The sequence below is a fragment of the Bradyrhizobium manausense genome (assembly GCF_018130615.1).
In the GTDB taxonomy this organism is placed as follows: Bacteria; Pseudomonadota; Alphaproteobacteria; order Rhizobiales; family Xanthobacteraceae; genus Bradyrhizobium; species Bradyrhizobium manausense_A.
This window is the reverse complement of record NZ_JAFCKB010000017.1, coordinates 1-21,459: the sequence shown is the minus strand read 5'-3', so window position 1 is coordinate 21,459 and position 21,459 is coordinate 1. Positions and strand designations below refer to the sequence as shown.

At 63.8% G+C, this 21,459-nt stretch carries 17 protein-coding genes; 11 read left to right on the top strand and 6 right to left on the bottom strand.

Features of this window, described 5'->3' with window-relative positions; all coding sequences use genetic code 11:
• The first annotated feature begins 39 nt into the window (after positions 1–39).
• From ileS to arfB, 6 genes are all read left to right on the top strand, one after another.
• Positions 40–3,048, top strand: a complete 3,009-nt coding sequence (gene ileS / locus JQ587_RS26530) for an isoleucine--tRNA ligase (protein ID WP_212427283.1) — start codon at positions 40–42, stop codon at positions 3,046–3,048.
• Between the two features lie 10 nt (positions 3,049–3,058).
• Positions 3,059–3,553 carry a signal peptidase II gene (gene lspA / locus JQ587_RS26525; RefSeq protein ID WP_212297091.1) on the top strand — a complete coding sequence of 165 codons (495 nt, stop codon included), beginning with the start codon at positions 3,059–3,061 and terminating at the stop codon, positions 3,551–3,553.
• Positions 3,554–3,678: 125 nt separating this feature from the next.
• On the top strand, positions 3,679–4,410 hold the full coding sequence (locus JQ587_RS26520; RefSeq protein WP_212297092.1) for a hypothetical protein: 732 nt from the start codon (positions 3,679–3,681) through the stop codon (positions 4,408–4,410).
• Between the two features lie 192 nt (positions 4,411–4,602).
• Complete coding sequence (locus tag JQ587_RS26515) at positions 4,603–5,994, top strand: M16 family metallopeptidase (protein WP_212427282.1); 1,392 nt, start codon at positions 4,603–4,605, stop codon at positions 5,992–5,994.
• Positions 5,991–7,382: a M16 family metallopeptidase gene (locus tag JQ587_RS26510; protein WP_433995310.1), complete on the top strand. Its 1,392-nt coding sequence runs from the start codon at positions 5,991–5,993 to the stop codon at positions 7,380–7,382. The genes JQ587_RS26515 and JQ587_RS26510 overlap by 4 nt, the downstream gene beginning before the upstream one ends.
• Before the next feature lie 117 nt (positions 7,383–7,499).
• Positions 7,500–7,916: an alternative ribosome rescue aminoacyl-tRNA hydrolase ArfB gene (gene arfB / locus JQ587_RS26505; RefSeq protein WP_212297094.1), complete on the top strand. Its 417-nt coding sequence runs from the start codon at positions 7,500–7,502 to the stop codon at positions 7,914–7,916.
• Between the two features lie 70 nt (positions 7,917–7,986).
• Here the strand turns inward: arfB and JQ587_RS26500 are convergent, their stop codons facing one another.
• The gene (locus tag JQ587_RS26500; RefSeq protein WP_212297095.1) at positions 7,987–8,292 is read right to left on the bottom strand and encodes a hypothetical protein; all 306 of its coding nucleotides are present in this window, start codon (positions 8,290–8,292) and stop codon (positions 7,987–7,989) included.
• Between the two features lie 500 nt (positions 8,293–8,792).
• Here JQ587_RS26500 and mutL point away from each other — a divergent pair, with 500 nt between their 5' ends.
• The 3 genes from mutL (at position 8,793) to JQ587_RS26485 (ending at position 13,087) form a co-directional block, all read left to right on the top strand.
• The gene (gene mutL / locus JQ587_RS26495; RefSeq protein WP_212427281.1) at positions 8,793–10,607 is read left to right on the top strand and encodes a DNA mismatch repair endonuclease MutL; all 1,815 of its coding nucleotides are present in this window, start codon (positions 8,793–8,795) and stop codon (positions 10,605–10,607) included.
• A 120-nt stretch (positions 10,608–10,727) separates the two neighbouring features.
• Entirely contained in the window at positions 10,728–12,362 is a 1,635-nt protein-coding gene (locus JQ587_RS26490; protein WP_283815694.1) for a DUF1963 domain-containing protein, read from the top strand.
• A complete protein-coding gene (locus JQ587_RS26485) occupies positions 12,353–13,087 on the top strand; it encodes a hypothetical protein (RefSeq protein ID WP_212427279.1) in 735 nt (244 codons plus the stop codon). The genes JQ587_RS26490 and JQ587_RS26485 overlap by 10 nt, the downstream gene beginning before the upstream one ends.
• A 15-nt stretch (positions 13,088–13,102) precedes the next feature.
• Here the strand turns inward: JQ587_RS26485 and rsmD are convergent, their stop codons facing one another.
• A complete protein-coding gene (gene rsmD / locus JQ587_RS26480) occupies positions 13,103–13,657 on the bottom strand; it encodes a 16S rRNA (guanine(966)-N(2))-methyltransferase RsmD (RefSeq protein WP_212297099.1) in 555 nt (184 codons plus the stop codon).
• Position 13,658: 1 nt separating this feature from the next.
• Positions 13,659–15,629, bottom strand: a complete 1,971-nt coding sequence (locus JQ587_RS26475) for a pseudouridine synthase (RefSeq protein ID WP_212297100.1) — start codon at positions 15,627–15,629, stop codon at positions 13,659–13,661.
• A gap of 121 nt (positions 15,630–15,750) precedes the next feature.
• On the opposite strand from JQ587_RS26475, the gene JQ587_RS26470 reads away from it, so the two are divergent.
• On the top strand, positions 15,751–16,209 hold the full coding sequence (locus tag JQ587_RS26470) for a nucleoside deaminase (protein WP_212297101.1): 459 nt from the start codon (positions 15,751–15,753) through the stop codon (positions 16,207–16,209).
• On the opposite strand, the gene JQ587_RS26465 is transcribed toward JQ587_RS26470, so the two are convergent.
• From JQ587_RS26465 to JQ587_RS26455, 3 genes are all read right to left on the bottom strand, one after another.
• A complete protein-coding gene (locus tag JQ587_RS26465) occupies positions 16,206–17,111 on the bottom strand; it encodes an alpha/beta fold hydrolase (RefSeq protein WP_212427278.1) in 906 nt (301 codons plus the stop codon). The two genes, JQ587_RS26470 and JQ587_RS26465, sit on opposite strands and share 4 nt — an antisense overlap.
• A 205-nt stretch (positions 17,112–17,316) precedes the next feature.
• Entirely contained in the window at positions 17,317–18,600 is a 1,284-nt protein-coding gene (gene purD / locus JQ587_RS26460; RefSeq protein ID WP_212427277.1) for a phosphoribosylamine--glycine ligase, read from the bottom strand.
• Positions 18,601–18,900: 300 nt separating this feature from the next.
• Positions 18,901–19,902 carry a DUF4238 domain-containing protein gene (locus tag JQ587_RS26455; RefSeq protein WP_212427276.1) on the bottom strand — a complete coding sequence of 334 codons (1,002 nt, stop codon included), beginning with the start codon at positions 19,900–19,902 and terminating at the stop codon, positions 18,901–18,903.
• 283 nt (positions 19,903–20,185) lie between these two features.
• Between JQ587_RS26455 and JQ587_RS26450 the strand changes: the two genes are divergently transcribed.
• Positions 20,186–21,217, top strand: a complete 1,032-nt coding sequence (locus tag JQ587_RS26450; RefSeq protein WP_212427275.1) for a trypsin-like peptidase domain-containing protein — start codon at positions 20,186–20,188, stop codon at positions 21,215–21,217.
• Positions 21,218–21,459: the final 242 nt, after the last annotated feature.

Here is a 21,459-nt window from a genome sequence, read left to right as displayed (position 1 = left end):
CGCCATCCGTTCCCGCGCCATTCCGAGCCAGTCAGCCTCATGTCCGAAAAGCCGCAAAAGTCCCAAAAGTCTGAAACCAAAGACTATTCGAAGACCCTGTTCCTGCCGCAGACCGAATTCCCCATGCGCGCCGGCCTGCCGCAGCGCGAGCCGGAGATCCTCAAGCGCTGGTACGAGATCGGCCTCTACGAGAAGCTGCGCGAGACCGCGAAGGGCCGCGACAAGTTCGTGCTGCATGACGGCCCGCCCTACGCCAACGGCAACATTCACATCGGCACGGCGCTGAACAAGATCCTCAAGGATCTCGTCACCAAGAGCCAGCAGATGCTCGGCTTCGATTCCAACTACGTGCCGGGCTGGGACTGCCACGGCCTGCCGATCGAGTGGAAGGTCGAGGAAGAGCACTATCGCAAGAAGGGCAAGCAGAAGCCCGACTTCCGCGACAGCGCCGCGATGATCGATTTCCGGAAAGAGTGCCGCGCCTACGCCACGCACTGGCTCAACGTCCAGCGCGAAGAGTTCAAGCGGCTCGGGGTGATCGGCGACTGGGCTCATCCCTACGCCACCATGAACTATCCGGCCGAAGCCCAGATCGCGCGCGAACTGATGAAGTTCGCCGCCAACGGCACGCTCTATCGCGGCTCCAAGCCGGTGATGTGGAGCGTGGTCGAGAAGACCGCGCTCGCCGAAGCCGAAGTCGAGTACGAGGACTACACCTCCGACATGGTCTGGGTGAAATTCCCGGTCACCTCGCCTGCGCACGGCGCGCTGGCATCGGCCAGTGTCGTGATCTGGACCACCACGCCGTGGACGCTGCCCGGCAACCGCGCCATCTCGTTCTCGCCGAAGATCGCCTATGGCCTCTACAAGGTGACGGACGCGCCCGCGGACAATTGGGCCAAGACCGGCGATCTCCTGATCCTGGCCGACGCGCTCGCTGCAGAGGTCTTCAAGCAGGCGCGTGTGACCGCTTTCGAGAAGGTCCGCGACATCCCCGGCGACACCATGGACGCGATCGAATGCGCCCATCCGCTCAGGGGTCTCGCCGGCGGCTACGAGTTCGTCGTGCCATTGCTGTCCGGCGACCACGTCACCGACGACACCGGCACCGGCTTCGTGCACACTGCGCCCAGCCACGGCCGCGAGGACTTCGACGTCTGGACGGCGAATACGCGGGAGCTGGATTCCCGCGGCATCAACAGCGCGATCCCCTACACCGTCGACGAGAACGGCGCCTATACCGACCAGGCGCCGGGCTTCACCGGCAAGCGCGTCATCAACGACAAGGGTGAGAAGGGCGACGCCAACGAGGCCGTGATCAAGGCGCTGATCGAGGGCGGCAAGCTGCTCGCGCGCGGCCGGCTCAAGCACCAATACCCGCATTCCTGGCGCTCGAAGAAGCCCGTGATCTTCCGCAACACGCCGCAATGGTTCATCGCAATGGACAAGAACATTGCGAGCGATGGCAAGACCAAGTCCGGCGACACGCTGCGCGCTCGCGCGCTGCATGCGATCTCCGTCACGCAATGGGTGCCGCCGTCGGGTGAGAACCGCATCAACGGCATGATCGAGGCCCGTCCCGACTGGGTGATCTCGCGCCAGCGCGCCTGGGGCGTGCCGATCGCCGTGTTCGTCCGCGAGAAAGGCGACGGCTCGGCCGAGATCCTGCAGGACGAGGCCGTCAACACCCGCATCGGCGACGCCTTCGCGAAGGAAGGCGCCGACGCCTGGTACGCAACAGGCGCGCGCGAGCGCTTCCTCGGACCGCGTGCCGTTGAGGACTGGCAGAAGGTCGACGACATTCTCGACGTCTGGTTCGATTCCGGATCGACCCACGCCTTCGTGCTGGAAGACTCCGTGCAATTTCCCGGTCTTGCCGGCATCAAACGCAAGGTCGACGGCGGCACCGATACCGTGATGTATCTCGAAGGCTCGGACCAGCACCGCGGCTGGTTCCACTCCTCGCTGCTGGAGAGCTGCGGCACGCGCAGCCGCGCGCCCTACGACATCGTGCTGACCCACGGCTTCACCCAGGCCGAGGACGGCCGCAAAATGTCGAAGTCGCTCGGCAACACGATCGAGCCGCAGGCCGTTATCAAGGAATCCGGTGCCGACATCCTCAGGCTTTGGGTTGCGTCCTGCGACTACACCGACGACCAGCGCATCGGCCCCGAGATCCTGAAAAACACCGTCGAGACCTATCGCAAGCTGCGCAACACCGTGCGCTGGATGCTCGGCACGCTGCATCACTATAAGCCGACTGAGGCGGTCGCGCCCGCCGAGATGCCCGAGCTCGAGCGGCTGATGCTGCACGAGCTCGCGATCCGCGCCGAACTGGTCCGCAAGGCCTATGAGACCTTCGACTTCAAGAGCGTGGTCGCAACGCTGTCGGCCTTCCTGAACAGCGAGCTCTCGGCATTCTACTTCGATATCCGCAAGGACACCCTCTATTGCGATCCGCCGTCCTCGGCGGTGCGGAAATCGGCGCTGACGACGATCGACCTGCTGTGCAATTCGATCCTGAAATGGCTGGCGCCGGTGCTGAGCTTCACTGCGGAAGAGGCTTGGCGGATGTACAGGCCGGATGCTGAACCGTCGGTCCATTTGACGCTGTTCCTGGAAGGCCTCGAGCAATTCCGCGACGAAAAGCTCGCTGCGAAATGGGAGACCATCCGCAACGTTCGCCGCGTCGTCACGGGCGCGCTGGAGCTCGAGCGCGCCGCCAAGAACATCGGCTCGTCGCTGGAGGCCTCGCCGGTGATCTATGTCGCCGACCGCAACATGCTGGCGACGTTGTTCGACACCGATCTCGCCGAGATCTGCATCACCTCGAATTACGAAGTGCGCGAGGGCGAGGCGCCGGCGTCCGCGTTCCGTCTCGATGCCGTGCCGGGCGTCGCGGTGGTCGTCGAGAAGGCGGTCGGCACCAAATGCGCCCGCTCCTGGAAGATCCTGCCGACGGTCGGCGAGGACGCCGAATATCCCGACGTCACCCCGCGCGATGCCAAGGCGCTGCGCGAATGGAAGGCGTTGGGCGTGAGCATCTGATCGGCCTGTCATGACCCCGCTCCGCGCCGGCATCCTCGCGGCCGTGGTCACGCTCGTGGCCGATCAGGCCTCAAAGCTCTGGCTGCTGAACGGCTTCGACCTCGCTCGCCGCGGCGTGGTCAAGGTGACGCCGTTCTTCGATCTGGTGCTGGCCTGGAACATCGGGATCAGCTTCGGCTGGCTCCAGAACGACGGTCAGGCCGCGCAGCTCGCGCTGATGGCGGTGAAGGTCGTCGCGGTGATTGCACTCGCGATCTGGATGGCGCGGTCGCAGACACGGCTCGCCACTGTCGCGCTGGGGTTGATCATCGGTGGCGCCATCGGCAACGGTATCGACCGCCTGGCCTATGGCGCGGTGGTCGATTTCGCCCTGTTCCACATCGAAATCGGCGGAAAAACCTACAATTGGTACGTCTTCAACCTGGCGGACGTGGCCATCGTTGCTGGGGTGGCGGCCCTATTGTATGATTCCTTCCTGGGGGCACCCGCCGCAAAAGCGCCCTGATCCCGGCCGATACGGACCGGAGGCGGAACCTTGCTTGGGCGAGGGGCGGTCGCGCGAGACGCGGCAAGACTGGTACATCAAGACCGGCACAATCAAGACTGCCACAATATGGAACAGGTATAGGTATGCGCAGCTCGGAGACCAGCGGTTCGATGGGTGGAGCCCCCCGGCGGGGACTTTGGCTGACGCTGAAATTGTCGGCTGTCGCCCTCGGCATCGGCCTCGTCATGTCGGCAGGCCCGGTCCGCGCCGGTGACGATGGCGATGATGATGACGACATGACCTTCGAAGAGAAGATCATCGACAATCTGATGTCGGGCATCGGCGGCAAGAGCATGGAGAAGAAGGGCATCGAGTACCGCGAGCGGTCGCCGCTGGTGGTGCCGCCCAAGCTCGACCTGCCGCCGCCCAGCTCTGAAGCCCAGAACGCACCGAACTGGCCGAAGGATCCCGACGAGAAGCGCCGCAAGGAGGCCATTGCCGCGCGGAAGAAGGCGGGTGGCAACAAGGCGTCGGAGTTCTGGAAGAATGGCCTGCCGCTGTCGCCGGCCGAGTTGAACGCCCACAAGACGGCGGCCGCCGAAAAGACCAGCAATGATTCGGTCCAGCCGGGTAGCAACACCAACAACCCGACACTTAGCCCGGCCCAGCTCGGTTACACCGGCGGTCTGTGGAACATGTTTTCGAACAACAAAGGCGAGTCCAAGCAATTCACGAGCGAGCCGCCGCGCCAGTCGCTGGTCGAGCCGCCGCCGGGATATCAGACGCCTTCGCCGAACTACGCCTATGGCGCCGGCGAAGATAAGACGCGCCGGACCTATTTCGACGTTCGGTCCGGCAAGGATAGGGAGCAATAGGCTCCTTGTCCGTCGCACGCAGGGCGGACCCGCCGCAATCGTCCGGTGTAGGCCGGATGCGGCAAATGACCTATTTTTAAGTACAACTCAGCGGCGTTCTCTGCTTCGTGACCCGAAGCTCAAGGCCGCGCGGTGTAGCATGCCGTGCTTTCACGTCCGGACATCAGGGTCCGGGCCTTCACAAGGATCGTGATGTCCTCACACCGATCGATTGCCTACCTCTTCGCCGCGCTGCTCTCGACATCTGCCCTCGACGTCGGCAGCGCATTCGCCCAGACGACGGTCACGTCCGCCCCGCCTGCGAGCTTCACGCTTAGCAACGGCCTCCAGGTCGTAGTCATTCCGGACCACCGCACGCCCGTGGTCACCGAGATGATCTGGTACAAGGTCGGCTCGGCCGACGAGACGCCGGGCAAATCCGGCCTCGCCCATTTCCTCGAACATCTGATGTTCAAGGGCACTGAGAAGCATCCCGTCGGCGAATTCTCCCAGACCGTGCTCCGTGTCGGCGGCAACGAGAACGCCTCGACCTCGGTCGACTACACCAATTACTACCAGCGCGTGCCGAAAGAGCAGCTACCGACCATGATGGAATTCGAGGCCGACCGCATGACCGGCCTGATCCTCAAGGACGAGAACGTGCTGCCCGAGCGCGATGTCGTGCTCGAAGAGTACAACATGCGCGTCGCCAACAATCCGGACGCGCGGCTCAACGAGCAGATCATGGCCGCGCTCTATCTCAATCATCCCTATGGCCGGCCGGTGATCGGCTGGCATCAGGAGATCGAGAAGCTCGATCGCGAGGATGCGCTCGCCTTCTACCGCCGCTTCTATGCGCCCAACAACGCGATCCTGGTGATCGCCGGCGACGTCGAGGCCGCCGACGTGCGCCCGCTGGTCGAACGTAACTTCGGCCCGATCCCAGCCCAGCCCGCGATCCCTGCGCGTCGCATCCGGCCGCAGGAGCCCGAGCCGGCGGCGCCGCGCACCGTCACGCTGTCCGACCCGCGCGTCGAGCAGCCGGGCCTGCGCCGCTATTATCTGGTCCCCTCGGCGACGACAGCTGCGGCCGGTGAGAGCGCCGCGCTCGACGTGCTGGCGCAGTTGATGGGCAGCGGCAGCAACTCCTACCTCTACCGCGCGCTCGTGGTCGACAAGCCGCTCGCGGTCTCCGCCAGCGCCAGCTATTCCAGCATCTCGCTCGACCCGACCCAGTTTGCGATCTCGGCCTCGCCGAAACCCGGTGTCAGCTTCGCAGACATAGAACAGGTCATCGACGGCGTGATCGCCGACGTCGCGCAGAATCCGATCCGCGCCGAGGATCTCGAGCGGGTCAAGACCCAGCTGATCGCCGAAGCGATCTACGCCCAGGACAATCAGGCGGTGCTGGCGCGCTGGTATGGCGGCGCACTGACCACGGGCCTGTCGATCGAGGACATCCGAAGCTGGCCCGATCGCATTCGCGCCGTTACCGCCGAGCAGGTCCGCGCCGTCGCACAGAAATGGCTCGAGAAGAAGCGCTCGGTGACCGGCTATCTGATCAAGGACACCGCTGCCGCCAAGCGCGAGGAGAAGCGTTCGTGACCCATTCCTTTCTTCACGCAAGACACTTCCTGCGCACAAGACATTTCGCATTGTCCATCGTCACCGGCGCGGCACTCGCGCTGGCGTCGGCAGTACCCTCGCAGGCCGCAGCAAAAATCCAGCACCTGGTTTCGCCGGGCGGCATCGAGGCCTGGTTCGTCCAGGACGCGACCGTACCTCTGATCGCCATGGAATATTCCTTTGCCGGCGGCTCGGCCCAGGATCCCAAGGACAAGCCCGGCGTCGCCAATCTCGTTGGCGACCTCCTCGACGAGGGCTCCGGCGATCTCGATTCCAAGACGTTCCATGAGCGGCTCGACCGCCGTGCCATCGAGCTCTCCTTCAGCGCCACCCGCGACACCTTCCGCGGTAGCCTGCGGATGCTGCGCGACAACAAGGACGAGGCCTTCGACCTGTTGCGCTCGGCACTGACCTCGCCGCATTTCGAAACGGCCGATGTCGAGCGCATCCGCTCGCAAGTCATCTCGAGCCTGCGCCGCGACACCACCAACCCGACCTCGCTCGCAAGCCGCAAATTCCTGGAGATCACGTTCGGCGATCATCCCTATGGACGGCAGACCAACGGCACGCTGGAGAGCGTGCCGACCATCACGGTCGCCGACATGAAGGATTACGTCGGCCGTGTGCTCGCCAAGGACACGCTGAAGATCGCCGTCGTCGGCGACGTCGATCCGGCCACCCTTGGCAAGCTGCTCGATCACACGTTTGGTAGCCTACCTGCCAAGGCCAATCTGGCGCCGGTGCCCGACGTCGAGGCCGCAAAGCCACCTCAGCGCGCTTTCGTGCCGCTCGATGTGCCGCAGACCGTGATCACCTTCGGCGGCCCCGGCGTCATGCGCAGCGATCCGAACTTCATGGCGGCCTATGTCGTCAATCACATCCTTGGCGGCGGCGGATTGTCCTCGCGGCTTTATCGCGAAGTCCGCGAGAAGCGTGGCCTCGCCTATTCGGTGTTCGAATCGCTGCTCTGGATGGAGCATTCGGCGATCTTCATCGGCAACACCGGCACCCGCGCCGACCGCGCCGGCGACACCATGGATGCCATCGAGAAGGAAGTGCGCCGCATCGCCGACGAGGGCCCGACCCAGAAGGAGCTCGACGAGGCCAAGTCCTACCTCAAGGGTTCGCAGATGCTCGCGCTCGACACCTCCTCCAAGCTCGCGCAGGCGCTGCTACAGTATCAGCAGGACAAGCTGCCGATCGACTATATCGAGAAGCGCAACGCCATCGTCGACGCGGTGACGCTGGACGACGCCAAGGCGGCCGCCAAGCGCCTGTGGGGCCAGGGGCTCCTGACCGTCGTCGTCGGCCGTGCGCCGCAGGCCGCCGCACAGCCGGCCGCGGCTCCGGCGACCAAGTCGAACTGACGTCTCCTGACGTTTCCTGAAATGGCCGGGCTCGCCCGGCCATTTGCGTCTCCATCATGCACCATTGCCGAACATGGACGTTCCGCGATATGTCGAGACATCACGAATGGTGCCATCATGCTGCGGATATCCCGCGATCTCGTCATCGACGAGGACGACATCGAGATCGGCTTTGTCCGCGCCTCCGGCCCGGGCGGCCAGAACGTCAACAAGGTCTCGACCTCCGCGCAATTGCGCTTCGACACCCGTAAGCTGACCATCCCGGAGGACGCGACGATCCGGCTCGCCCGCATCGCCGGCCAGCGCATGACCAAGGAAGGCGTCATCGTGATCCATGCCCAGCGCTTCCGCACCCAGGAACGTAACCGGCAGGACGCCATCGACCGGCTCGTCGAAATCCTGACTGAAGCGATGATCCGGCCGACGCCGCGACGCGCGACGCGACCGACCTTCGCCTCCAAGCAACGGCGGCTCGACGGCAAGAAGCGCCGCAGCGACGTCAAGGCCGGACGCGGCGGCCGCTTCAACGATTAGCAAGAACGATTAGCAAGACGGACGCAGCCAAAGGAAACTCCGGTCGCAGGGCGACCGGAGTTCTACCATCCTAGTAACGCTTGCCCGTGGCTGCGCCGCCGGTCGCGGCATCGTCGGCGGTCCCCTTGTGCACAGCGCTGCCTGTCGTGCCGACCGTACCTCTGGTACTCTTGGTCGACTTCATTCCGGTCTTCTCACCCGCGGCGCCAGGTTGAGCACTCATCTCCTCGTCGCCGCTGCCCATCGTACTGCCCTGCATGGGTTTGCTTTGCACGGTGCCGCCTGTCTTGGCGGGCGGCGCGCCTTGCGCAAATACGGGCGCGGCAACGAGAGCCGACAGAGCGCATGCGATCATCGAGGTCTTCACCAATTTCATCCATTTCTCCTGGATTTTTCACGACAAATGGCACGGCCGTTCCCTACGCCGCTCGTCTGCACCGGGCCATTGCATCGCGTCAAGAAATCAAGCGACGTGTTCGTCATGCAATCCGGATGGTGTGGTCATCGTTTAGGGATTTGACGGCGGTTTCGCGGAATTGTGCTCCGCATATAAGGCAGCGCGGAACACACCGCACACACCGAGCACCTTCTCTTCTTGTAAAATAGCCGGCGACGACCACCGCGTCTTTAGCGCCGCTAGAATCTGCGCACGCTGAATTTGACGTGGATGGGCCGTTTTCCTTTTCAGAACAGGTTGGACCGGGTCGGGTGCGGCTGTTCGGCCGCATCGATTACGCGATTTTCTTGAACATCCAATATCTTCAATGTGATAGGTGGCCTTCTTCCCCAGGCCGCCACGTGAATGTTGCCCAACACATGCTTTTGACGCAACACGGCCTAGAATAGCGTTGTCAGCGAATCCACATCGAAAGCCCCATGCCCGTCCGTCAGCTTCCAGAGCAGGTCGTCAATCGCATCGCCGCCGGCGAGGTGGTCGAACGCCCTGCGAGCGTGGTCAAGGAGCTCGTGGAAAACGCCATCGATGCCGGCGCGAGCCGAATCGACGTCTTCACCGATGGCGGCGGCCGGCGGCGGATCGGCATCACCGACGACGGCAGCGGCATGACCGCAAAAGACCTCGCGCTCGCGGTCGAACGCCATGCCACCTCCAAGCTCGACGACGAGGATTTGCTCCAGATCCGCACGCTCGGATTCCGTGGCGAGGCACTACCTTCGATCGGCTCGGTCGCGCGGCTCTCGATCACCACGCGGCATGCGAGCGAGCCGCATGCCTGGGCGCTCACTGTCGAGGGCGGTGAGAAGTCCGAGATCATGCCGGCGGCGCTCGCGCACGGAACGCGCGTCGAAGTCAACGATCTCTTCTATGCAACGCCGGCGCGGCTGAAGTTTTTGAAGACCGATCGCACCGAGGCGGAAGCGATCCGCGAAGTGGTGCGGCGCCTCGCCATGGCGCGGCCCGATGTCGCCTTCACGCTTGCGGGCGAGGAACGTGCACCGGTGACCTGGGCCGCCGCCCTGCCCGGCGCAGCCGGACGCCTGACGCGGCTTGGCGACATTCTCGGCTCGGAGTTCCGCACCCATGCCTTCGAGGTCCATGCCGAACGCGAGGGCGTTGTCGTGGCTGGCTACGCCGCGGCCCCAGCGCTGACCAAAGCCAATGCGCTCGGGCAATATCTCTTCGTCAACGGCCGTCCGGTGCGTGACAAGCTGATCCTGGGCGCGGTGCGCGGGGCCTATGCCGACTATCTGCCGCGCGACCGTCATCCGGTGCTGGCGTTGTTCGTCACGCTCGATCCGCGCGAGGTCGACGCCAACGTGCATCCGGCCAAGACCGAGGTCCGCTTCCGCAACGCCGGCCTCGTCCGTGCGCTGATCGTGCACGGATTGAAGGAAGGGCTCGCCCGAGAGGGCCGCCGCACCGCCGCCAATAGCGGCGAAGGCGCATTGTCCTCGTTCCGGCCCGCCTTCACGCCGCCGCGTCCGGCAAGCTGGGACTGGCGCGCCTCGCCATCGGCCCCGGTCGTGCCGATGTCGTCGTTCGAAAGCTCGGCCGCCCCCGCCTTCGCCGAGCGCGCGCAGGCCACCTTCGACGTCGGCGCCCCGAGCGCAGATGTGCGGTTCGAGACGCAGCCGGTCGGCGATCTCGTCGATCGTCCGCTTGGTGCTGCGCGCACGCAGCTGCACGAAACTTATATCGTCTCGCAGACCCGCGACGGGCTGATCATCGTCGATCAGCATGCTGCGCATGAGCGCATCGTCTATGAGCGGCTGAAAGCCTCGCTGGCCGCAAACGGCGTGCAGCGTCAAATCCTCTTGATCCCCGAGATCGTCGAGATGGACGAAGCCACGGTGGAGCGCCTGCTGGAGCGCAGCGAGGAGCTTTCATCGTTCGGCCTTGCGATCGAATCCTTTGGCCCCGGCGCGGTCGCTGTGCGGGAGACACCGTCGCTGCTCGGCAAGACCAATGCCGGCGGGCTGCTGCGCGATCTCTCCGAGCACATGGCGGAATGGGACGAAGCGCTGCCGCTGGAGCGCCGCCTGATGCATGTCGCCGCCACCATGGCCTGCCACGGCTCGGTGCGCGCCGGCCGCAGGCTGCGGCCGGAAGAGATGAACGCCCTGCTCCGCGAGATGGAGGAGACGCCGAACTCCGGCCAGTGCAATCACGGCCGGCCGACCTATGTCGAGCTGAAGCTCGCCGATGTGGAGAAACTATTCGGGAGACGGTGACGCGAGAATTTGTAAGTTGGCCTAGCTAACCCGCCCTGCGCAGCTTCGATCAATTTCGTCCGCAAGCCATTAACTCTTTGTTGCTACCTGAAGCTGTCCTGTAATGCCTGGGGTCCCAGCATGTCCTGGTGGCAAGTCCTGCTCGTATGCGCCGTGGCGTTTGTCGCTTGGGATTTTCGCCGCTTTCAGCGGGCGAGGGCCGCGACCTCGCCACCATGGCTGGGTCGGGCGGCTTTCGCCCCGGTGGGGCGCGATGCGCCGATTCCGCCGCCGCCTGGGATCAGCGAGAGCGTTTCGGTCGTCTTGCGGCGGCAGATTCCGCCGCGGGTCGAAGCACCCCGATCATGGCTGGGCGGGCTGCCTATGATGCCCGATCACATCGAATGGCCGCGGTCGATTTCGTCGGAATACCCTGATAGAGGCGAGCGGCCGCTGCACTTCGTGGCGCAGATTGCCTGCGCCGACCTGCCGGCCGAATTGTGGGGCGGGCTCGGGCCCCGCCAGGGCTGGCTGCTGCTGTTCATCGATCCCAATCAGGGCGTGCCCGAGGGACCTGATGCATTTCGCATTCTCCATGTCGATGCGCTCGGCTCCGAGCGGGAGCCCCCGGCCGATCTCGGGCCCGTGCATGACGGCGTCTATTCCGGATTCGACTATGACTATTGCCGCACCGCCGACGAAGTGCCGCGGCGCTGGCGGCGCTGGCCGGTCGATCTCGTCGTCGTGCCCAATGAGGCGCGGATCGAAGGCCAGAGCACGCGCGTGGCGCCAGAAAATTTTGCGAGCATCCTGTATCCGGGGCAGCCCGTCGCGTCGGACCGCCAGCGGCCGGACGAGCCCGAACCCTTCACCTGGCGCGGCGCCCTTCAGGCGCTCGACAGCGTCGCGCGCACTCGTGCGCCGTCAGTCACCCCGCCGGACAAGCTTAAGATACCCGATTGGCTGGTCGAGAGGCTGAGCCAGCCGGGTTATGTCGGCTCCATCCTCGCCGTGATCGAGGCCGACGACGCCAGCTGGACCGCGATGTCCCGTGCTGATCTCGAAGGCCCCGAGCCGGAAGACGAGGCGACGCGCCTGCGCCGGGCGCAAACGCGGCGTGCGGCAGAGAACCGCAGAGCACGACGCGAAGCGCTGGCGGCTTTCCTGGCCAGCCATCCCACGCTGGAGTCCATCGTGGACTATCTGCACCGGTCTGAGCGCGAGCTCGGCGAGTGGGGCACCGCGATGCGCGCACGCGTGGCCGTCGAGCGATCAGCCGTTCTGACGCACGACCTCGACAGCTCGATTCCGGACGATGCCTGGCAAGCGCTCAAGGCGCGCCTGCAGCAGGACGCATTCCGGTTCTGGAGATACTCCTCCGCCGATCGGGACGGCGAGCGAGGCCACGTTGCCTTTCACGAACACGAAATTTCCGCCTGGTCCTTCCAGCGCGGCCACATTCGCGAGCTGGTGGCTGACTATTACGTCGATGAAGCGAAGCGGCCACTGATCCCGCCCGCCGTGCTTTCCGAATTCGAGCCGCATTGGCGCAGCCTCTATCACAACCGTCCCCATCGCATCGGCGGGTACCACGACGGCCTGCAGTCAGATGCGCAGATCGGCCCGACCCACGACCTCCTGCTGCTTCAGATCGCAACCGACGATGCCATGCACTGGTGCTGGGGCGACGCCGGCGCCTACTATGTCTTCATCGGCATGGACGCGCTGAAGGAGATGAATTTCTCGCAGGCAACGATCACGCTGGAATGTTACTGACGATGCACAGCAGTTCGGCACGCGTGGTTGCCACTCCGCTCGCACACGCCGATCTCATGCGAAGTGGTCAGCCTTCGCTGTTTGCCGCGATGCGGATGTCGAGTGAACACAGCCATCTGTTCAAGGAGATGGCCGTCGGAACACACGGATTCGTCAATGAGGTAGGCTTCGCTACAGGCTGGGCTGCCCCATTGTCCCAGCTGCCGCGCAACATGGCGTTTTACCAGGAGTTCATGCGCGACCGCTTCTTCTGGGTGACGACAGCCGATTGCAGCAGCCATCTGGGACGGGTGGATATCAACGAAGCGCTGGTGGAAGATACCTACATGCGCGGGGCGATCGACTACACCGGCTTTATACTGATCCTCACCCTCAGCAAAGACGCCTACAGCATCTTCGCCAATCGGGTGGAAATTGGAAAACCGAGGCCGGATTACGATGATCGCAACGTCATCCTCGGGATACCAACGCCGCCGTTTGCCTTTCCTGCGCAGCGCGGCAATCCCAAGCCCGGCGATGCCAGAATAAAATGCGCGACTGACCTTCAGCCAATCAAGCGGCTTGAGCTGGACGACATGATCGTCGCCCTCGTGAACCGCCGCGCGGGCGAGCCACCCGACGGCGCCTCGATGCATGACCGCTTCGAGCTAATTTCCGCTGCAAGATTAACGCTGGCAACTGAAGGAGCCCGAGTGCTTCACGCTCCTGAGCATGAGGGTTTATGAAGCAGAAGTGTTAGGCTACGGCTTCCTCAAAAACACGAATTCCGTGTCGTCATACGCGCGCCGCTCCAACTCCTCATACCCTTCCGGCGTAGCGAACTGCGCGGCCTTCGCCTCTTCCACCACGAGCAGCGCGCCCGGCGTCAGCCAGCCACCATCGCGCAAAGAAGCCAGCGCCTTCTCCCCAAAACCCTTGCCATAGGGCGGATCGAGGAACACCAGCGAGAACGGCTCGACCGGATGCGCGGGCCCGAGATCGGTCGCATCGCGACGATAGACTTTTGTGACGCCGCCGAGGCCGAGCGATTCGACATTGTTACGCAGCAGTGCCCGCGCCTCGGCGCCATTGTCGACGAACAGCACGAATTTCGCGCCGCGTGACGACGCCTCGATCCCGAGCGCGCCGGTGCCGGCGAAGAGATCGAGCACGCGCGCGTCCTCGATCGGATCGTCATAGGCGTGCACGAGGATGTTGAACACGGACTCGCGCAGCCGATCCGCCGTGGGACGGATGTCACGCGAAGACGGTGAGGCTAAATTGCGCCCCTTCAAACGACCGCCGACGACGCGCAACCTAGTCCTCCTTCGGCGTCAGGTCGCGTTTGCCGTGATAACCGCGCTTGGGACGACGCGGTGGGCCGTAACCGTTGGCCTCTTCCTCGTTGCGCTCGCGCGCTTCGTCGCTGCCGGTGCGCTGCACCAGCACGCGGCGGCCCTTGCGGTCGGCAATCACGGCGCGCTTCGACGTCTTGTTCTCGCCCTCAGCGGACTTCTTAGGCACGTCGAACTGCGCGCCCGATTTCTCGATCACCTTGTCGCCGAGTTGCTCGCGCAGCACGCGCGCGCGAATCTCCTCGACCTGCCCCTCGGGAACCTCGCCGAGTTGGAACGGACCGTAGGAGACGCGGATCAGCCGGTTCACCTCGAGCCCGAGATGGGCGCAGACGTTGCGCACCTCGCGGTTCTTGCCTTCGCGGATCGCAAACACCAACCAGACATTGGCGCCCTGGTCGCGCTCCAGCGTCGCTTCGATCGGACCGTATTTCACCCCCTCGACCTCGATGCCTTCCTTCAATTGATCGAGCTGCGCTTGGGTGACATCGCCATGAGCACGAACGCGATAGCGGCGCAGCCAGCCGGTGTCCGGCAGCTCCAGCGTGCGCGCGAGGCCACCGTCATTGGTGAGCAACAGCAAGCCTTCGGTGTTGAAGTCGAGCCGGCCGACCGAGATCAGGCGCGGCAGGCCTTCGGGCAGATTGTCGAACACGGTCGGACGCCCTTCGGGGTCGTCATGCGTCGTCATCAGCCCGCGCGGCTTGTGGTAGAGGAACAGCCGCGTGCGCTCGCGCTCCGGCAAAGGCTTGCCGTCGACCAGAACGACGTCATTCTTCGTGATGTCGAGCGCCGGCGAGTTGATGACGCGACCGTTGACGGTGACGCGGCCCTGCGTGACCATCTCCTCGGCATCGCGGCGCGAGGCAAGGCCCGCACGCGCCAGCGCCTTGGCGATACGTTCGCCCGCCTTCTTCGGCTTCGGCGCCTCTTCGCGGCGCGGTCGTCCCTCGAAATCACGCTCGCGCGCGCGATAAGCACCGCGGCCGCCGAAGGCGGGGCGCTTCTCAAAAATCCTGCTGTCGTCCTCGTTGTCGCGGCGCGGACGATCGCGGAAGCCACCTTCGCTGCGCGGATGCTCCTGCCAGTCCATGCGGCCTTCGGGCCGCTCGCGCGGACGATCGAATTTCGGGCGCTCGCGGAACGGACGGTCGCCCGACGCACGGTCGTCGCGCGAGCGCGAAAAACGCGGACGGTCATCACCGCGACCGCCTTCGCGACGGTCGTCACGCTTTTGCCAAGGCTTTTCTTCGCTGCGATCGCGGCCGCCGAAATCCTTGCGCGGCCCGCGATCTCCTCCAGCCCGCGAAAACTTCCTGTCCTCGAATTTGCGTTCGGGGCGCTCGCCACGCGGCGCGCGATCACCGCGGTCGAAATTCGGACGGTCGCCTCTCGGCTTGAAGCTGCGCTCGCCACGGTCCTCGCGATCGCCGCGCGGCGCATAGGGCCGTTTGTCGCCGAACTTCTTGTCACCGAAGCGACCGGCGGGACGGGCGTCGTCGCGATCCCGGCTGCGCGGCGGACGATCGTCGCGGCCATAGGACGGGCGATCACCACGCGGCTTGAAGGAGCGCTTCTCGCCGTCGCGCGATCCGCGATCGGAGAAGGGGCGGTCGCCACGCGGCTTGAAGCTGCGCTCGCCGCGGCCTTCGCCACCGCGATCGTCGCGCTTGAAGCGGGGACGGTCGGAGAAATCGCGGCGCGGCGCATCGCCCTCCTCGCGGCGGCGGAACGACGGACGGCTGTCACGGTCGCCACGGGGCGGACGGCTGTCGCGATCGCCACGGGGGGGGCGCTTGTCGCCGTCGCCCTTGCCCTCAAAACCGCGCTTGGCGAATTTCTTGTCGGGGCCGCGGGGCTTGCCGCTACGGCCGCCTTTGGGCGGGCCTCGCCGGCCGCGGGAATCGTTGTCTTTGTCGCTGTCGCGAGGCATGAATAATCTCACTCAGGGGGTGGCGCGATGAGCATTATGCGCGCTCATTCCGAGCCGCATGCTCAGGCAAAAACCGGTAAGCACTTCTGCTGAAGGCGCAGCTACTAGCAGGTTTCTTCGGATGATACGAGGCTTGAAAGCCCCCTCTTTCATGGATTTGGCGCTCAAAACGGCCGAAAATGCCGGAAAGGCGGGCGAAGTTCCGATCGGATGCGTGGTGGTCCGCAATTACGAGGTCATCGCCACCGCCGCCAACCGGACGCTGACCGATTACGACCCCACCGGCCACGCCGAGATCGTGGCGCTGCGTGAGGCCGCGAAGAAGATCGGCAGCGAGCGCCTGGTCGACTGCGACCTCTACGTGACGCTGGAGCCCTGCACCATGTGTGCGGGCGCGATCTCCTTTGCAAGGGTCCGCCGGCTCTATTACGGCGCCGCCGACCCCAAGGGCGGCGCGGTGGAGTCCGGCGTCCGGTTCTTTGCCTCGCCAACCTGCCACCACGCCCCTGACGTCTATTCCGGGGTCGGCGAGAGCGAGGCGGCGCGGCTGCTCAAGGAGTTCTTTCGCGAGCGGCGTTAACTGCCCGCGAAGAACGCGCGCAGCGCCTGCGCGGTGACATCAGGGTTCTCCTCAGTGAGGAAGTGGCCGGAGTCCACCGGCTGTCCCTCGACATTGGTCGCCCATTGCTTCCAGATGTCGAGCGGGGTCGCGGCGGCCTGGGCGATGCCGGCGCCGCCCCACAGCGCCAGCATCGGCACCGTGATCTTCTTGCCGGCGTCGAAATCGGCCTTGTCGAGGTCGTAGTCGATATAGGCGCCGGCGCGGTAATCCTCGCACATCGCGTGGATGCGGGCGGGATCGCGGAACGGGGCGATGTAGTGCTCGAGCGCGCGCTTGTCGATCGCGTCCAGCGTCCTCGACTTGGTCTGGCTCGCCATCTTGAAGCGCAGGAAGAATTCGCCCTGGCCTGCGATCAGCGTCTCCGGCAGCGGCGCGGGCTGGGCGAGGAACGTCCAGTGATAGATCTTCAGCGCATAGGCGCGGTTCATCCGCTCCCAGTAATTATAGGTCGGCAGGATATCGAGCACGGCGAGCTTCGACAGCCGGCCGGGATGATCGAGCGCCAGCCGATACGACACGCGGCCGCCGCGGTCGTGGCCGGCGAGCGCGAAGTGGACGTGGCCGAGGCGCTCCATCACCTCGACCATGGCCTTGGCCATCGCGCGCTTGCTGTAGGGCATGTGCAGCGCGTCGCTCTCGGGCATGTCGGACCAGCCATAGCCGGGCAGGTCGGCGATGATCAGCGTGAACCGGTCGGCCAGCTCAGGCGCGACGCGGTGCCACATCACATGGGTCTCGGAGAAGCCGTGCAGCAAGAGCAGCGGCGGGCCGTTGCCGCCGACGCGGGCGAAGATGCGGCCGAACGAGGTGTTGATCCATTCGGAGGCGAAGCCGGGATAGAGGTCGGCCAGATCGGACATCTTGTTGCATCCTTGTTGGGTCAGTCGGCATGGGGGGCCGACCAAAAAGTCGAAAACAACCCCATGCACAGTAGCGGTATTATCAGCGGGGTAGCTAACCCCAACAGCTGATTGCGCATTTCTGATGTCGATGTGGCGCGTGGTGGCGGACCAAAACCTCGAGGTTCCGGATCGGCGCGTTTTACGCGCCGTCCGGAACGACGACCTAATTCCGGGCCTTCTCGGCGTCCACCGCCTGCCAGCCGATGTCGCGGCGGCAAAAACCTTCCGGCCAGTTGATGCGGTCGACGGCCCGGTAGGCGCGCGCCTGCGCCTCGGTCACGGTCGCCCCGAGCGCGCAGACATTGAGCACGCGGCCGCCATTGGCGAGGATGGCGCCGTCCTTCGCGACCGTGCCGGCGTGGAAGATCTCGACGGTATCGACCTTGGCGGCGTCATCGAGCCCTTCGATGCGGGTGCCCTTCTGATAGTCACCGGGATAACCCTTCGCGGCCATCACCACCGTCAGTGCAGACTCTGGATACCAGCGAAGGTCAAAATTCCTGAGCTGGCCATCGCATGACGCGAGGAACGCCGGCACGATGTCCGACATCATGCGCAGCATCAGCACCTGGCACTCGGGATCGCCGAAGCGGACGTTGAACTCGAACAGCTTTGGGCCCTGCGTCGTCAGCATGATCCCCGCATAGAGCACGCCGCGGAACGGCGTGCCGCGCTGCTTCATGCCTGATACCGTCGGCAGGATGATCTTGGCCATGATCGCGTCGTGGATCGCCGGCGTCACCAGCGGTGTCGGCGAATAGGCGCCCATGCCGCCGGTGTTCGGGCCGACGTCGTGGTCGAACACACGCTTGTGGTCCTGGGCGGAGGCCAGCGGAATGGCGGTCTCGCCGTCGCAGAGCGCAAAGAAGGAGATCTCGCGGCCCGGCAGAAACTCCTCGATCACGACTTCAGTGCCGGCCTCGCCAAACGCGCCCTCGAACATCATGGCGATGGCGTCCTCCGCCTCGCGCACGGTTTTCGCGACGACGACGCCCTTGCCGGCGGCAAGCCCATCGGCCTTCACGACGATCGGCGCGCCCTGGCTCTGGACATAGGCGCGCGCGTCATTGGCGTTGGTGAATCGCTTGTAGGCGCCGGTCGGAATGCCGAACTCGGTGCAGAGCGCCTTGGTAAAGCCCTTGGAGCTTTCGAGTTGGGCGGGGATCCTGTTCGGCCCGAACGCCTTGATGCCGGCGGCGGTGAGGTCATCGACGATGCCGGCCGCCAGCGGCGTCTCCGGGCCGACCACGACCAGCTCGACCGCGTTCTTCTTGCAGAAGTCGATCACGGCGGCATGGTCGGCGACATCGAGCGCCACGCATTCCGCCTCGCGCGCGATGCCGGCATTGCCGGGCGCGCACCAGAATTTGGTCACCAGGGGGGAAGCTGCGATCTTCCACGCCAGGGCATGTTCGCGGCCGCCGGAACCAAGCAGGAGAATGTGCATCGAGGGCTCGAAATGAGGGGTTTTGCTGGGGGCGGAGGTCGCACGAATCGGGGCGGGTGTGAAGGGGGCTGGTCCTAAACTCCCCGGTCATTCCGAGGCCCGTCCGGCCACCGTGTCCGTCCACTCTCCCCTTGTGTCCTCTTATGGAAGGTCCGTAGCCGCGATAAAAAACTCGGAAAAACAGACGACAAATGCTGGAAGGCATAAGGTGTTTCAGGTCGTCCCATGCCCGCGTCCTACTCTCGGTAGACTTCCCCCGCCGTGCTATCGGAGCTCTACTCGGTCCCGCCGTCAGACTGCTTAAAGGGGCCGTAGTGGCACGACGCGAACGTTTGCAGCGTCATTGCCGCCGGCCAGGAAGACTTTGTCCTCAAAGAGGTGCGCGCCGCTGCCCACCGCTTCCTCTGGGCCACGCTTATAGCTGAACAGGGCGTCCCGCCCGTACACCTGATTATGGCAATTGCTGATGAGCAGGCTATTAATCCCGGCGACGGTCTCTTTGTCAGCTTGAACCACGTTCTCTTCCCCATCGAACCGTCCACGAATTGCGAGCTTCGGTGACAACGGAAAAATTACTTCAGTCCCGGCCACGCCAAACCCTGGTGACAGGAAGCCGTGATCCTTGCCGTCGCACCACCGGAGGCAAACAGGGTGGTCGCTTGTAACGAACCCGCCCGAGTCGTCGGTTGCCGCCAAAATCTGCCACTTCCGACCCTCGTACATCTGCACGAGCGGATCGTGGAATTTCGCTTCGATCACGATGTTGAAGTCTCTTGGCGGAGGAGACGGCTTAAACATTTCCCGGTTCTTCGCGAACTCGGCTTTCATTTCATCGTAGGAGAGATTGATCTTGAGTCCCTGCGCATTCGCACCGGCAACGATCTGCTCATAGCGCTCTTTCGTTTCCAGCCCGGCCGCTGCGCTGAGCTGCCCGAGCTCCTGGGCGATCCCGCTGATCGCCGCTCGCTGTTTGGGATTTCGTAGCGTAACTGCCGCCATCAAATTCATGATCGCGTTGCGATCATTTTCATCCTTCAGAGGCTGGGCCGCTTTGACCCTTTCAAGAGCCGGGGCTACCTTATTCTCCAGCTCTTGCAGAGCCTCCTCCGCGGCGAACGGATTGACCCGATTTTCAGTCAACAAGTTGAAATACTTCTCACCGCCAGCGGCTACAGTCGGGACGCGGAAGAACTTCTCTTTCGGCCGATCGACCACGTAGATGTGCCTCTTCTCGTTTACGAAGCCGCGCAGATAATATTGCGGCACGTAATGCTGCTGCTTCGCCGCCCCTTCCTTGGCCAATCCGCAGTCCCCTCACCTCCGCTTCGGGCGGGATGATACGATATTCCTGTGGCCCATGAGACAATAGCGTGGAATTGGAAGTAGGATTACAGTGGTTCCGGACAACTTCGGCCTATTTCGCCTGTGATGGCGACCGAGCGGGACGCTTGCCGGGGTTACCCTTGAGCAGGCGGAGGTTAGTGGACCCCGCATCAGAGGCTCACCAACAGCTTGTTAGTAACTTGACAAAGCGACCTCAGGTTGTCTTTTCACCAGCAAAGCCCTTGCGTAGAATACTACTGCTATGGACAGGCGCGCCTTCTTCAAACTCCCGTTATTTGGAGCCATTGCAGCCGCTGGCATCGCGCCTACGCGCGCCGCGCTGGTGCCACCATTCTTCACCTACTGCGTCGTGGCAATCGGCGGACAAGTTAGCGAAATCCGCGACGGGAGGTTAGTCAATACGAGATGGGTCGCGACTGGCACTGGGTTCTTTTACGGTCGCCTTTCTAGACCAGACCCCGACTTAGCAAAGCGTCAATACGACGTGTATTTGGTCACCGCCAAGCATGTTCTAGATGAGTGGAAGGCGCAGCAGGCGGCGGGCATCACCAAGGGACAGCTACTCAGCGAATTAATGGTTCGGGTAAATCCGATTGATGTAACTGCTCGAGCAACCGATGTCGCGATCACTGAATTTAAGGATAAGGACGCGAGCTGGACGAACAATCCCGATGGAAAAGACGTCTCCGTCATCCCGGTCGATATTGATGCGCTCCGGAAGAAAGCGTTCGGAGTGACATTTTTCGCCGACGACGAAATGGCGGCCGATGTTTCTAAACTGAACAACCTAAAAGTATCCGCAGGGGATGGCATATTTGTTCTCGGTTTCCCGATGGGCATCGTTGGCGATTGGCGCAACGCAGTGATCATAAAGAGCGGAGTAATCGCCAGAATTGAAGATATGTTGCTCTCTAGGTCGGATGCCTTTTTGATCGACGCTCTAGTGTTCCCCGGAAACAGCGGCGGCCCCGTGGTGCTTCGACCGGAGATTACCTCGATAGGCGGCACACCTTCGCAAAACAGGAGCTACTTGATCGGTATGGTCGTTGCCTATCAGCCCTACATAGATGTAGCTGTAAGCCAGCAGACGCAACACCCACGAGTGACCTTTGAGGAAAATTCAGGCCTCGCCAGCGTTTTGCCGACCGACTACATCGCCGCCGCGATCGCCGCTGATCAAAAGAAGCATCCGCCAATGCTGACACCAGCTCCGGCTCCGCCGCGAGTTGAGGGAACATCGCCACAGCCAGCTCCTACGCCCTCTGAGAAATAGTTTTCTGCTAAAGAGACCCAACCTGCGCCCACCAACACTGGAGCGCAAATTGCGGTGACAGTGCACTAAGTTCCAAAGCAAAGCCACGGTTACACGGCCAGTACACTGCACTGTCACCGCAATCGGGGCTAAAAAAGTCGTCGATTTGGAATTACGGTGACAGTGCTGGACTGCACCCCTGAAGTGAGACACGATAATTTCAGTGACAGTGGGGTTGTCACGATGCGCTACCGCGCTTTGTT